Below are 12,686 nucleotides of genomic sequence, written 5' to 3' on the forward strand. Positions count from 1 at the left end.
CTCAGGACGCCAACCCGGTGACCATCGAGGGCACCCGGCCCATAGCGAGCCGGTAGCCGACCCCACGCACGGTCTGGATGAGCCACGGCCGGCCGAGCTTGCCGCGCAGTGTGGACATGTGCACGTTGAGACACTCGCCGGCGCCCAGCCGGTACTCCCCCCAGATGTGGTCGAGCAGCTTGTCCCTCGAGCACACGCCGCCGCCCTCCTCGGCCAGCAGCTTGAGGATGTCGAACTCCTTCCTGGTGAGCTCGATGAGCCGGTCGGCCACGGTGACCGACCGGACGTCCAGGTCGATGGTGACGTCGTCCACCCGCACCACGCCGGCCGGCTCCAGCAACCGGTCGCGCAGCCGGCGGACCACCTTGATCCGGGCGAGCAGATCGATCGGGTGGAACGGCTCGCAGAGGTAGTCGTCCGCGCCCGCGCGCATCCGGAGGATCCGTTCGCCCACCTCGGGGCCGGACACCAACAGGATCACCGACACGTTGCTCCGCGCGCGGATCGCCCGGCACAGCGCGATGCCGTCCGCGCCCCGGGACAGGTCGGGCGTACGGCCGACGTCGGGCGGCAGGGCGACCACCGCCGCGTCCGCCCCGACCAACCGCTGGTGCACCGACCCCGGCGTGTCGTCCAACACCGGTCGCACCGACCACCTGGGCAGTGCCCGGGCGAGCGCGACGACGCCGGGCGAGCGATGGCCGAGAAACAGCACCTGCATTTCGGGATCAACCTCTCGTGGGCACCTGCGGAAGGCTTCAACGGAGAGTTGCGTCACAGACGCCGAAGGTTTACCCGGCACCGCGAAAGTCTCGAACCGACCAGGCCTAGCCGCACCGGGCTGGGCCGGCGCTCGGGAGCGCCGGCCAGTCGCGGACCAACCGGTCGGTGTCCGAGGCGGTCCCCACACTGACCCGGATGCCGTGCCCGGGGTACACCTTCACCCGCACGCCGGACAGCGCCAACCGGACCGACGTGAGCTCGGGGTCGAAGTCCGGCACCCAGACGAAGTTCCCCTGCCCGGCGACCACGGGCACGCCGCGAGCCCCCAGGCCCAGCGCCAGCCGGGCCCGCTCGGCGTTCACCGCGCGCACCGCGCGGGCCAGGTCCAGGGGACGGCCCAGGGCGGTGATCGCCGCCCGCTCCGCCGCCGAGGTGACGGCGTACGGGCAGCCCGCGGCGGCCAGCCGGGCGGCCAGGGCCGGCAGCGCCAGTCCGTAGCCGACCCGCAGCCCGGCCAGCCCGTAAGCCTTGGAGAACGTCCTGGTCACCAGCACACCGGGGTGCGCGGCCACCAGCTCCACCGGCCGGGGCGGGTCCGGGTGATCGACGAACTCGGCGTACGCCTGGTCGATCACCACCAGCGGGCCGGCGGGCAGATCGGCGAGGAACTCCACCAGCTCGCGGTGCGTGAGCGATCCGCCGGTCGGCGAGTTCGGCGTGCATACCACGACCAGCGAGGTGTCCGCGTCCACCGCCCGGTGCACCTCGGCCAGGTCGACCGCGCCGTCCGCCCGCAGCCGGGTGTGCGCCACGGACAGCCCGCGCGCACCGGCCAGCTGGGGGAACGCGTCGAAGCTCGGCCACGGCAACACCAACCGGCCGCCGGCGACCAGGGTGAACGCTCGAGCCAGCACGTCCACGCTGCCCCCGCCGGCGACAAACCACTCGGGCTCGACCGCCCAGTGCCGGGCCAGCTCCGCGCGCAGGGCCGGCGCGTCCCAGCTGGGATAGGCGCTCGGGTCGGCCAGCCCGCCCAGTGCGGCGGCCAGCACCGCGCGAGATCCGGGATGGCGGAGCTCGTTGCGGTCCGCCGCCAATGGCGGGGACCCACCGACCACCGTGCGCACGGCCGGCTCAGTCCACCGGCACCGGGGCCGCGCGCAGCTCGCCGACCACCGCGCGGGCCTGCTCCTCCAGCTCCGGTCGCAGAACCACATCCTCGTTGAACTTCGGGTCGGTGCGAAACTCCAGCGCGAACACCGGCTCGGTGAGGCTCAAGTTGACCGCGCAATGCGGAATACCGGCCGGCACATAACACATTTCTTCCACAGAATGCGGCAGCACCGTCGGTTCGCCGTCCTGCCAGACAACGGTGGCGGCCTCGCCGGACACCACCGCGACGATGATGTCGGACTCGGCGTGCACATGGGTGCGGCTCACGCCGCCCGGCGGCATGCGCACCGAGCCACCGGAAATTCGGTGACTACCCGCGGTTTCCGCAGTGATCATGGGAGTCAGCGCCTGCCCCTGGATGCTGGCGTACTCCCCGGTGTCCGGCTTGCCCACAACGGTCGCGCGCTCCGCCATCTGCCCCTCCTCAGTCGGCGATTGAGCGCAAAACTAAGTGCAATAACAATACTTATCAAGTGGACGTTAAATTGTTTAGATAATATTAAGAGGGATTGCGAATATTTCAACTTGGAAAGAAATTAGCCTTACCATTCGGCGAACGAGCCGTCCGGGTGCCGCCACACCGGCGGGCGCCACCGGTGGCCGACCTCGGCGGCCCGGCGCACCGCCGTCTCGTCGATCTCCACGCCCAGCCCGGGAGCCTCGCCGCGCTCGATGAAGCCCTTGGGGAACGCGAAGGCCGAGCGGTCCAGCAGGTAGTCCAGCAGGTCGGCGTCGGCGTTGTAGTGGATGCCGATGCTCTGCTCCTGGATCAGGAAGTTGGGCGTGGCCAACGCGACCTGCAGGCTGGCGGCCAGGGCCAGCGGCCCGAGCGGGCAGTGCGGGGCGAGCAGCGCGTTGTGCGCCTCGCCGAGCGAGGCGATCCGGCGCACCTCGGAGATACCGCCGGCGTGCGACAGGTCGGGCTGGATCACCGCCACGCCGGCCTCCAGCGCGGGCAGGAAGTCGGTGCGCGAGTACAGCCGCTCGCCGGTGGCGATGGGTACCTCGGTGCCGGCGACCACGTCGCGCAGCCGGTGGGTGTACTCGGGCAGCACCGGCTCCTCCACGAACAGCGGGTGCAGCGGCGCCAGCCGGGGGATCACCCGCCGGGCGGCGGCCACGGTGAACCGGCCGTGGAAGTCCACGGCGACGTCCCGGTCCGGGCCGATCGCCTCGCGCACGGCGGCCAGCCGGTCCACCACCCCGGCCACCTCGGTCGCCGTGGGCATCCGGCCGATCCGGCCGCTGGCGTTCATCTTCACGGCGGTCAGGCCGGCCTCCACCTGGGCGGCCGCCGCCTCGGCCACCGCGCTCGGCTCGTCGCCGCCGATCCAGCCGTACACCCGCACCCGGTCCCGCACCGCGCCGCCGAGCAGCTGGTACACCGGCACGCCCAGCGAGCGGCCCAGGATGTCCCACAGCGCCTGGTCCAGGCCGGCCACCGCGCTGGAGAGCACCGGCCCGCCCCGGTAGAAGGCCGCCTTGGTCATCGTCTGCCAGAGGTCCTCGATGCGCCGGGGGTCGCGGCCGAGCAACAGGTCCGACAGCTCGTCCACCGCCGCGCGAACCGTGTCCGCGCGGCCTTCGACGACCGGCTCGCCCCAGCCGACCACGCCCTCGTCGGTGGCGATCCGGCAGAACAGCCAGCGGGGCGGAACCTGGAAGGTCTCGACTTTGGTGATCTTCATTCTCCACCGCAGCCTACCCGCCAGCGCGCGACGGCCGGCGGGATTAGCATCTGCAGACATGCCAGAGGCTCAGCTGGACAACGAAGATCTCGGCCACCTGCGGCACTTCGACAACCTGTCCCGGCGGCAGCGCAACGACTGGTCGCTGATGCAGAACAAGAGCATCGGCCAGGACGACTTCGGCGGCTACCGCTTCCAGCTGTCGTACATGGTCTACGCGCTGGCCCTGACCCACCGCAACCGGCTGCCCGCCGCGCCGGGCCTCTTCCGGCCGGTGATCCGGCGGCTGATCGACAAGCTGCTGGAGCCCGAGGTGTGGCTGTACTGGCGGGACACCAGCCGGGGCGGCGCGCCGTTCAACGCCCACCTCGCCGGCAAGCTGGGCGAGGAGTGGGACCCGGTGGTCCGGGACAACATCATGTACAGCGCCTACGTGCAGTCCTGCGCGCTGCTGCACGACTACCTCTTCGGCTCCGACGAGTTCACCGCGCCCGGCTCCCTGACCTTCGAGCACTGGTCGTTCTTCTGGGGCGGCGAGCCCAAGCGGTTCGCCTACGACCGGGACTCGCTCAACGAGCACATCTACTGGCAGATGGTCCAGAACGGCTACCTCGGCGTGGCCTGCGAGCCCAACTGCGTGTTCCAGATCTGCAACCAGCCGGCCATCCTGGGCTTCCGGCTGCACGACCTGATCACCGGCGGCAACCGGGCCGACGAGGTGGTGGCCGGCTACGAGCAGGCCTGGCGCGACTTCGGCCGGCTGGACGAGACGGGCCACTACAACCGGTTCGTGGCCGAGGACAGCCGCGCGGTGGTGCCCGGCGGCGGGCAGAGCGCCTGGAGTGACGCCTGGTGCGGCGCGCTGATGAACATGTGGAACCGGGACTTCGTGCGCGCCAACTACCCCCGGCAGCTCCAGGACTTCCTGGTGCGCGAACCCGGCGGCACGCTGTCCGTGCGGCCCACGGCACGCGAGTTCGAGGGCATGCCGATGAACTACGACTGGTGCGACTTCGGCTGGACCTCCGTGTGGGCCTCGGAGATGGGCGACGCGGAGACCCTGGACGGCCTGCTCGCGCACGCGGACCGGTACATGTCCCCCACCGTGGTCGACGGCGGCCGGTACTACCCGCGCAACGACACGATCTTCGACGCGGACGGCCACCTGGTCGAGGTCGAGCCGATGACCGGCAACACGCTGCTCGGCTACGCGCGGCTGAACGTGCCGGACGGCCTGTGGCGGCTGTACAACGAGCCGTTCGACCCGGCCCGGTTCGAGCGGCCGGCGCTGCTCGAGGTAGCCCGGAACGTGGACGTGAGCCGGGCCGAGGTGGTGGACGGCAAGCTGGAGATGCGGTTGCGCGCCCGCGACGACGTGCCGGGGGACGGTTCGGTCGGCATCGGCCGGGTGCTCGGCCGGGGACGTTGGCTGTTGTGCGCGGACGGCGAGGAGCTGGCCCGGGTCGAGGGGCACTCGGTGACGGGTGAACAGGTGCGCGCCGACGGTGATCTGCTGGTGTTGAGCTGTCCGGCGCGGGATCGGGCGTTCCAGTTGGTTCCGCTGGTGTAGCGGGCGGCGGTTTAAAGATCTGCTTGGACGGCGCGGCTCGGAGGACTGCCCTGGTTGGGTGCGGCCCGTTACGTTTCGGCTGCGCGGCGCGTTTCGTGATCAACAGGGCGTGGTGGCCACCTCTGGGCCACTGAGGCGGCCGCCATGGCCTGGTGATCATGTGATTGGTGATCAGCATGACGTGATGGTCACCTGGGGGCGTCCGAGGTGGCCACCATGTCATGGTGATCATGCGATCGGGCGTGATCGTCGTCCCGGGTGATCCCGCCGCGCTGGCCGAGCTTGATCGCTGTCGCTGGCGGTGCGGCCGCGATTTTCGCGGCTCGTACGCCGCAAACGACGATCACCGTCCGCGCCGGGTTAGCGCGGACGCGATGCGCCGGGGGGTTACGCACCGCGTCCGCACAATGAGGATCGCCGGGGCGTGCGGCGGGGTTACTTGAGTTTTCAAGTTGTGATGTTTGGGGCGATCTCACGTTTCCGGCGGCCCGGTCGTTTACCCAACGTGCAGATGCGGCCGTTCGAACAGATCGTGGACGAGTACGGGCCGATGGTGCTGCGCGTGTGCCGGGCCGTGGTCGGCCCGACGGACGCGGAGGACGCCTGGTCGGAGACGTTCCTGTCCGCGCTCCGGGCGTACCCGGAGCTGCCGGCCGACGCCAACGTGGAGGCCTGGCTGGTCACGATCGCCCACCGCAGGGCCGTCGACCTGGCCCGGGCACGGGCCCGCCGCGCCGACCCGGTGGCCGAACCGCCGGACCGGCCGAGCCGGCACGGCCAACCCGGCCGGTCCGACCCCGACCTGTGGCGGGCGCTGGCCCGGCTGCCGGACAAGCAGCGCGCCGCCGTGGCCTACCACTACCTGGCCGGGCTGCCGCACAAGGAGGTCGCCCGGATCACCGGCGGCAGCACCGACGCCGCCCGCCGGGCGGCCGCGGACGGCATCAAGACCTTGCGCGCCATCTACCCGGAGGGAGCCCTCACATGATCTCCGAACTGTTCGCCGAGCTTTCCGACGTGGACGAGGAAACGACCGCGCGGCTGCGGTCCCGCCTGGTGGCCACCGCCGGGGCCGAGGGCCTGCTGGACGTCGGCTACCGCACCGTCGACTCGCCGGTCGGCCAGCTGCTGCTCGCCGCCACCGCCCAGGGGCTGGTGCGGGTGGCCTTCCACCGGGAGGGGCACGACTCGGTGCTCGGCGCGCTGGCCGGCTCGGTCAGCCCGCGAATCCTGGCCGCGCCGTCCCGCCTGGACAAGGCGGCCCGGCAGCTGGACGAGTACTTCGCCGGCCGCCGCACGGCCTTCGACCTGCCGCTGGACTTCCGGCTGGCCCGGGGTTTCCGGCTGGCCGTGCTGCGCCACCTGACCGTCATCCCCTACGGCGGCACGGAGAGCTACACCCAGGTGGCGGCGGCGGCCGGCAGCCCCCGGGCGGTACGGGCCGCCGGCACCGCGTGCGCCACCAACCCGCTGCCCCTGGTGGTGCCCTGCCACCGGGTGGTCCGCTCGGACGGCTCGTCCGGCGGCTACCGGGGCGGCGCCGAAGCCAAGCAGACCCTGCTCACCCTGGAGACCTCGAAATGAACCACACGATCTGGCCGAGCCCGCTCGGCGACCTCACCCTGGTCCGCGACGGCGAGGCCCTCACCGGCCTCTACTTCCCGCACCACTGGTACAAGCCCGACGACGTCGGTGAACGCGACGACAGTGGGTTCGACGAGGTCATCCGGCAGCTCACCGAGTACCTCGCCGGCTCCCGCACGGAGTTCGACCTGCCCGTGCGGGCCGACGGTGACGCGTTCCAGCGGTCCGTGTGGGCGCGCATCGCCCGGATCCCGTACGGCGCCACCACGACCTACGGGGCGATCGCGCGCGCCATCGGCCAGCCGGCCATGGCCCGCGAGGTCGGCGCCGCGGTGGGGCGCAATCCGCTGTCCATCGTGGTGCCCTGCCACCGGGTGCTGGGCAAGGACGGCGAGCCGCGGGGCTACGCGGGCGGGCTGCGCCGCAAGCGCCTCCTGCTCGACCTGGAACAGCCGGGGCTGTATGCGGCCGGCTGAGCGCAACCGGGTCACCCCGCTGGGCGAGATCGTGGCGATCCCGCTGCGCGGAGCGTGGACCGGCAACCGGGGCGTGCTGCACGAGGGTCGCGAGATCGTGCGGCCGCACCGGGGGAACCTGTGGATCACCTGCGCGCTGGAGTTCCGCGGCCGGTGGCGGGAGCAGTGGTTGCCCAACCGGTGGACCCACCTGTACTTCCACGACGAGGCCGTGTCCTTCGCCGCCGGCCACCGGCCCTGCGGGGAGTGCCGGCACGCCGACTACCAGGCCTACCGGCGGGCCTGGACGGAGTCGGTGGGCGGCGCCCCACCGTCCGCCGGCGAAATGAACCGCCGCCTGCACGCCGAGCGCCTGGTCGCCGGCACCCGCCGCCGCCGGCTGCACCCGATGCCGTGGCGGGACCTCCCGGACGGCACCTTCGTGCTGGCCGGCCCCACCCCCGCGAGCCGGCACTCCCAGCACACCGAGTCGGCGCTCCCGGCACACCGGGCCGACCCCGAGCTGGTGCTGGGTGGCGAGTTGGTGACCTGGGCGCACCACGGTTACCGGGGCCGGCGCCCGCGTCCCGGGCGCGGCGAGGTGGACGTGATCACCCCGCCGGCCACGGTCGCGGTGCTGCGCGCCGGCTACCCGGTGCAGATCGACCCCGGCGCTACCGGCTGAGCCCCAGCGCGCCGGCCAGCTCGGCCAGTGCGGGCAGCGGGTCGCCGGCGTCCGGCAGCACGTGCACGCAGACGTGGTCGGCGCCGTTGTCCAGGTGGGCGGTGACCTTGCCGGCCGCGGTCGCCGCGTCGCCCTGCGCGACCAGTGCGTCGATCAGCGCGTCGGTGCCGCCGTTGTCCAGGTCGGCGTCGGTGTAGCCCAGCCGGCGCAGGTTGGCCCGGTAGTTGGAAAGGTGCAGGTACGGCTGGTCCACGGCGGGGCGGCCGACCGCCAGGGTCGCCGCGTGGTCGGTGCCCAGGGCGACCTTGTGCTCCACCGCGAGCAGCGGCGCGTTGCCCAGGGTGTCCCGGGCGGTCGCGGTGTAGGCGGGCGGGACCAGGTACGGGTGGGCGCCGGCGGCGCGGTCGGCGGCCAGCCGCAGCACCTTGGGGCCGAGCGCGGCCAGCGCGCGCCGCTCGGTCGGCACCTTGCGCTCGTCCAGCACGTCCAGGTAGTTCACCAGTGCCTCGTAGGGCTTGGTGTACTCGGCGGTCGCCTCCGGGTGGCCGGCGCCGACGCCGAGGAGGAAGCGGCCGGGGTGGCCGGCCTCCAGCCGGTGGTACGAGTCGGCCACGGTGGCCGCGTCGGCCGACCAGATGTTCACGATCCCGGTGGCCACCGAGATGCGCTCGGTGGCGTCCAGCACGGTCTGGGGCACCGACAGGTCCGCCTCCGGCGACCCACCGATCCAGATCGCGCCGTAACCCAGCCGCTCGATCCCGGCCGCCCGCTCGGCCGTCATCCCCCACTGCCCGACCCAGACCCCGACCCGCCCCAGCCGCACCGGCGTGGCGTCAATGCTCATGATCATCCTCCCGTAGCTGTCGACTCCCGCCTCAACCATCCCGCACCCCCGCCCCATTCCGAGCGGCGCGGTCGGCCTTCCCGGGAGGCCTCCCGGGGGCGTGCCTCGATACTCGGTTCCGAGGCGCGGGGGGCGATCCGGCCCGCGATCGGTGCGACGGTTGCCCTACGACCACCTCCCGTGCCCGATCCGGGAAATGGGACCGCCCGGGAGGCGTGCCACGATGCCGCGGTGAGCATCCGCCCGCGTGCCCTGTGGCTCGGCCTGGCCGCCGCCTCACTGGCGGCCGTTCTGGTCGCCGCCGGGCTCCTGGTGTGGCAGCGCCAGGAGCTTCGGCGGTAGCGCCGGGCCGTTCGAGACTCAGAGCCGGGTGGCCGGCAGGGGCGTCTCCAGCGCCGAGCCGTCCGGGCGGCGTTCCACGAAGTACGCGCGGGCGTCGGCCCGCTCGGTGAGTACCTCGTGCAGCTCGCTGCCGTGGTAGAGCAGCCCGGCGCCGTCGTCGGTGGCGTAGCCGGGTGGCAGTTCGCCGTCCGCGATCAGCCGCTGGAACAGCGGCCGGCGCTGCGCCTCGCTGTCGTAGTGCACGCCGTTGGACCAGGGCAGCAGGGCGAGCCCGTTGGTCACCGGCTGGAGCTCGGGGCCGAACGAGTCGGTGGTTCCGCCGACGTGCCAGCAGATCGACCCGGCGGAGACGCCGGTGAGCACCACGCCGTCCTGCCACGCCTCCCGCAGCGCCGTGTCCACCCCGTGCAGCCGCCACATGGCCAGCAGCCCGGCCACGCTGCCGCCCCACGCCCAGATGACGTCCTGACTGAGCAGGTGTTTGCGCACGTCGTCCACGTTCGGCATGGGGAACAGGGAGACGTGGCTGCCCGCCCAGCCCTGCCGCCACGCGTTGTCGTAGAACGTGCTGACCAGCGCGTGGTCATCGCCGACGGCGGTGGGCAGCAGGCACACGCGGGGCGCCCGGCCGGTCACCCCGGCCAGCGCGACCGCCCGGTGGGTGAGCGCCCCGACCTCCCAGCGCAACCGCGCGGAGTACCGGAAACCGCCGGACGTGGCCAGGATGGTCGGACGCGATGCGGGCATGCCCGCACCTTAGGGCGTCCGAACGCCCGGGCCAGCCCCACGCGGAGGCCGGCCCGGGCGACCGGAGATCAGACCAGGTCGTAGCGGTCCAGCTGCATGACCTTGTCCCAGGCGGCGACGAAGTCCGCCACGAACTTCGCCTTCGCGTCGTCGCTGGCGTAGACCTCCGCGACCGCACGAAGCTCGGAGTTCGAGCCGAACACCAGGTCGACCCGCGTGCCGGTCCACCTGACCTCGCCGCTGGCCACGTCGCGGGCCTCGAACGAGTCGTCGTCGCCGGCCACCGACTTCCACTCGACGTCCATGCCGAGCAGGTTGGTGAAGAAGTCGTTGGTCAGCGTGCCCGGCCGGTCGGTGAACACACCGTGCTTGGACCCACCGGTGTTGGCGCCCAGCACGCGCAGGCCGCCGACCAGCACGGTCATCTCCGGCGCGCTCAGGTTCAGCAGGTTGGCCCGGTCCACCAGCAGGTACTCGCCCTGCAGCCGGTGGCCCTTGCCCCGGTAGTTGCGGAACCCGTCGGCGGTCGGCTCCAGGTGCGACATCGAGTCGACGTCGGTCTTCTCCTGGGTCGCGTCCGTGCGGCCCGGGGTGAACGGCACCTCGACCGGCGTGCCGGCGTCGGCGGCCGCCTTCTCCACCGCGGCCACGCCGCCCAGCACCACCAGGTCGGCGAACGACACCTGCGTACCGGAGGCGTTGAAGTCGGCCTGCACGCTCTCCAGGGCGCGGATCACCTGGGCCAGCTCGTCCGGGTTGTTGACCTCCCAGCCACGCTGCGGCTCGAGGCGGATGCGACCGCCGTTCGCGCCACCGCGCTTGTCGCTGATCCGGAACGACGAGGCGGCCGCCCACGCGGCGGAGACCAGCTGGGACACCGTGAGGCCGGAGTCCAGGATCTTCGCCTTGAGCGCGGCGATGTCCTCGGCGTTGATGACCTCGCCGGTGCGGGCCGGCACCGGGTCCTGCCAGAGCAGCTCCTCCGCCGGCACCTGCGAACCGAGGTAGCGCTGCTTCGGCCCCATGTCCCGGTGGGTCAGCTTGTACCAGGCGCGGGCGAACGCGTCGGCGAACTGGTCCGGGTTCTCGTAGAACCGCCGGGAGATCGGCTCGTAGATCGGGTCGAACCGCAGCGCCAGGTCGGTGGTCAGCATCCCCGGCGCGCGGTTGAGCTCACCGGTCTCCGGGTCCGGCACGGTGTTGCGCGCCGCGCCGTTCTTCGGCTTCCACTGGTTGGCCCCGGCCGGGCTGCGGTCCAGCTCCCACTCGTACTCGAACAGGTTGTGGAAGAACCAGTTGCTCCACCGGGTCGGGGTCGGGGTCCAGGTGACCTCGAGACCGCTGGTCATCGAGTCCCGGCCCTTGCCGGAGCCGAAGCTGTTCTTCCAGCCCAGGCCCTGCTGCTCGATCGGGGCGCCCTCGGGCTCCGGGCCGACGTTCTCCTCCTGGGCGGCGCCGTGCGTCTTGCCGAAGGTGTGCCCGCCGGCGATCAGCGCGACGGTCTCCTCGTCGTTCATCGCCATCCGGCCGAAGGTCTCGCGGATGTCCCGCGCGGCGGCCAGCGGGTCCGGGTTGCCGTTGGGGCCCTCCGGGTTGACGTAGATCAGGCCCATCTGCACCGCACCCAGCGGCTTCTCCAGGTCGCGGTCGCCGGTGTAGCGCTCGTCGCCCAGCCAGGTGCGCTCCGGACCCCAGTAGACGTCCTGGTCCGGCTCCCACACGTCGGCGCGGCCGCCGGCGAAGCCGAAGGTCTTGAAGCCCATCGTCTCCAGCGCGCGGTTGCCGGCGAAGACCATCAGGTCGGCCCAGGAGATCGCCTGGCCGTATTTCTTCTTGACCGGCCAGAGCAGCCGGCGAGCCTTGTCCAGGTTGCCGTTGTCCGGCCAGCTGTTCAGCGGCGCGAAGCGCTGCATGCCGGCCCCGGCCCCTCCCCGGCCGTCGTCGACCCGGTAGGTGCCGGCGCTGTGCCAGGCCATCCGGATCATCAGACCGCCGTAGTGGCCGAAGTCGGCCGGCCACCAGTCCTGCGACGTGGTCAGCACCTGGTCGACGTCCTTGGCCAGTTCGCCCAGGTCGACCGTGGCGAACGCCGCCGCGTAGTCGAAGTCCTCACCCAGCGGGTTGGCCGCCGGGACGTGCTTGCGCAGGATCGACAGGTTGAGCTGGTTCGGCCACCAGTCACGGTTGCTGCCGCCCTCGGTGGGGTGGGAGAAGCGGCCGGTCGAGACCGGGCACCCACCCGCACTCTCAGTGTTCATCTCTCCAACAACGGCGTCAGGCCTGTCAGACACGGGAATCCTTCCAAGATGTGCTCAGGAACTAGTTTCTCCCGCGCGCGCCGAACGGGGCGCGCGCTCGGTCCCAGCGCCGTCGGCGCTGGGTGTGGTGGAACAGTCGGGGCACAGGCCCCAGTAGATGACCTCGGCCTCGTCGATGGCGAAGCCGTGGTCATCGGACGCGGTCAGGCAGGGCGTGCCGCCGACGGCGCAGTCGACGTCGGCGATGGCGCCGCACGACCGGCACACGACGTGGTGGTGGTTGTCCCCGACCCGCGCCTCGTAGCGCGCGGAGGAACCCGCCGGCTCGATGCGCCGCACCAAGCCGGTCGAGGTCAGCGCGTTCAGCACGTCGTAGACGGCCTGGCGGGACACCTCGCCGAGGTCCGAACGCACGATACCGATGATCGAATCCGTATCGGCGTGCGGATGATCGTGTACCGCGGACAGCACCGCCAAACGGGGGCGCGTGACCCGCAGCGCGACCCCGCGCAACATGCGCTCGAAGTCCGAAGTCGTCGGCACGGCACCGAAGCTTGGTGCATTTTCTGGATTGAGTCAAGTTTTCAACCCGGCCGGCGCCGTCACCCAACCGGGTC

The 12,686-nt window shown here is 72.0% G+C and carries 13 protein-coding genes; 5 read left to right on the plus strand and 8 right to left on the minus strand.

The window, feature by feature from the left end:
• Position 1: 1 nt before the first annotated feature.
• From ABEB12_RS18420 to dgoD, 4 genes are all read right to left on the minus strand, one after another.
• A complete protein-coding gene (locus ABEB12_RS18420) occupies positions 2–721 on the minus strand; it encodes a winged helix-turn-helix domain-containing protein (RefSeq protein ID WP_185059194.1) in 720 nt (239 codons plus the stop codon).
• A 106-nt stretch (positions 722–827) separates the two neighbouring features.
• Entirely contained in the window at positions 828–1,850 is a 1,023-nt protein-coding gene (locus ABEB12_RS18425; protein ID WP_185059193.1) for an aminotransferase class I/II-fold pyridoxal phosphate-dependent enzyme, read from the minus strand.
• 7 nt (positions 1,851–1,857) lie between these two features.
• Positions 1,858–2,310, minus strand: coding sequence for a cupin domain-containing protein (locus ABEB12_RS18430; RefSeq protein WP_185059192.1), 453 nt, complete (start codon positions 2,308–2,310; stop codon positions 1,858–1,860).
• Between the two features lie 128 nt (positions 2,311–2,438).
• Positions 2,439–3,584, minus strand: a complete 1,146-nt coding sequence (gene dgoD, locus ABEB12_RS18435) for a galactonate dehydratase (RefSeq protein ID WP_185059191.1) — start codon at positions 3,582–3,584, stop codon at positions 2,439–2,441.
• Positions 3,585–3,642: 58 nt separating this feature from the next.
• On the opposite strand from dgoD, the gene ABEB12_RS18440 reads away from it, so the two are divergent.
• The 5 genes from ABEB12_RS18440 to ABEB12_RS18460 all read left to right on the plus strand — a co-directional run bounded on the left by ABEB12_RS18440 (position 3,643) and on the right by ABEB12_RS18460 (position 7,878).
• Positions 3,643–5,154, plus strand: coding sequence for a linalool dehydratase/isomerase domain-containing protein (locus ABEB12_RS18440; protein ID WP_185059190.1), 1,512 nt, complete (start codon positions 3,643–3,645; stop codon positions 5,152–5,154).
• A gap of 511 nt (positions 5,155–5,665) precedes the next feature.
• A complete protein-coding gene (locus ABEB12_RS18445) occupies positions 5,666–6,142 on the plus strand; it encodes an RNA polymerase sigma factor (RefSeq protein WP_185059189.1) in 477 nt (158 codons plus the stop codon).
• Positions 6,139–6,738 carry a methylated-DNA--[protein]-cysteine S-methyltransferase gene (locus tag ABEB12_RS18450; RefSeq protein ID WP_185059188.1) on the plus strand — a complete coding sequence of 200 codons (600 nt, stop codon included), beginning with the start codon at positions 6,139–6,141 and terminating at the stop codon, positions 6,736–6,738. Before ABEB12_RS18445 ends, ABEB12_RS18450 begins: the two co-directional genes overlap by 4 nt.
• Positions 6,735–7,214: a methylated-DNA--[protein]-cysteine S-methyltransferase gene (locus tag ABEB12_RS18455; RefSeq protein ID WP_185059187.1), complete on the plus strand. Its 480-nt coding sequence runs from the start codon at positions 6,735–6,737 to the stop codon at positions 7,212–7,214. Before ABEB12_RS18450 ends, ABEB12_RS18455 begins: the two co-directional genes overlap by 4 nt.
• Positions 7,201–7,878: a hypothetical protein gene (locus ABEB12_RS18460; RefSeq protein ID WP_185059186.1), complete on the plus strand. Its 678-nt coding sequence runs from the start codon at positions 7,201–7,203 to the stop codon at positions 7,876–7,878. The genes ABEB12_RS18455 and ABEB12_RS18460 overlap by 14 nt, the downstream gene beginning before the upstream one ends.
• Here ABEB12_RS18460 and ABEB12_RS18465 read toward each other — a convergent pair.
• The 4 genes from ABEB12_RS18465 to ABEB12_RS18480 all read right to left on the minus strand — a co-directional run bounded on the left by ABEB12_RS18465 (position 7,868) and on the right by ABEB12_RS18480 (position 12,612).
• Positions 7,868–8,722 (minus strand): TIGR03620 family F420-dependent LLM class oxidoreductase, encoded by an 855-nt coding sequence (locus ABEB12_RS18465; RefSeq protein ID WP_221497558.1) that lies wholly within the window; start codon positions 8,720–8,722, stop codon positions 7,868–7,870. The two genes, ABEB12_RS18460 and ABEB12_RS18465, sit on opposite strands and share 11 nt — an antisense overlap.
• Before the next feature lie 360 nt (positions 8,723–9,082).
• Positions 9,083–9,811: a Type 1 glutamine amidotransferase-like domain-containing protein gene (locus tag ABEB12_RS18470; protein WP_185059185.1), complete on the minus strand. Its 729-nt coding sequence runs from the start codon at positions 9,809–9,811 to the stop codon at positions 9,083–9,085.
• A gap of 68 nt (positions 9,812–9,879) precedes the next feature.
• The gene (gene katG, locus ABEB12_RS18475) at positions 9,880–12,069 is read right to left on the minus strand and encodes a catalase/peroxidase HPI (RefSeq protein WP_221497557.1); all 2,190 of its coding nucleotides are present in this window, start codon (positions 12,067–12,069) and stop codon (positions 9,880–9,882) included.
• A 54-nt stretch (positions 12,070–12,123) separates the two neighbouring features.
• On the minus strand, positions 12,124–12,612 hold the full coding sequence (locus tag ABEB12_RS18480; protein ID WP_185059183.1) for a transcriptional repressor: 489 nt from the start codon (positions 12,610–12,612) through the stop codon (positions 12,124–12,126).
• Positions 12,613–12,686 lie beyond the last annotated feature (74 nt).

The sequence above is a fragment of the Actinospineispora eucalypti genome (assembly GCF_039543365.1).
Taxonomy (GTDB): Bacteria; Actinomycetota; Actinomycetes; order Mycobacteriales; family Pseudonocardiaceae; genus Pseudonocardia; species Pseudonocardia eucalypti.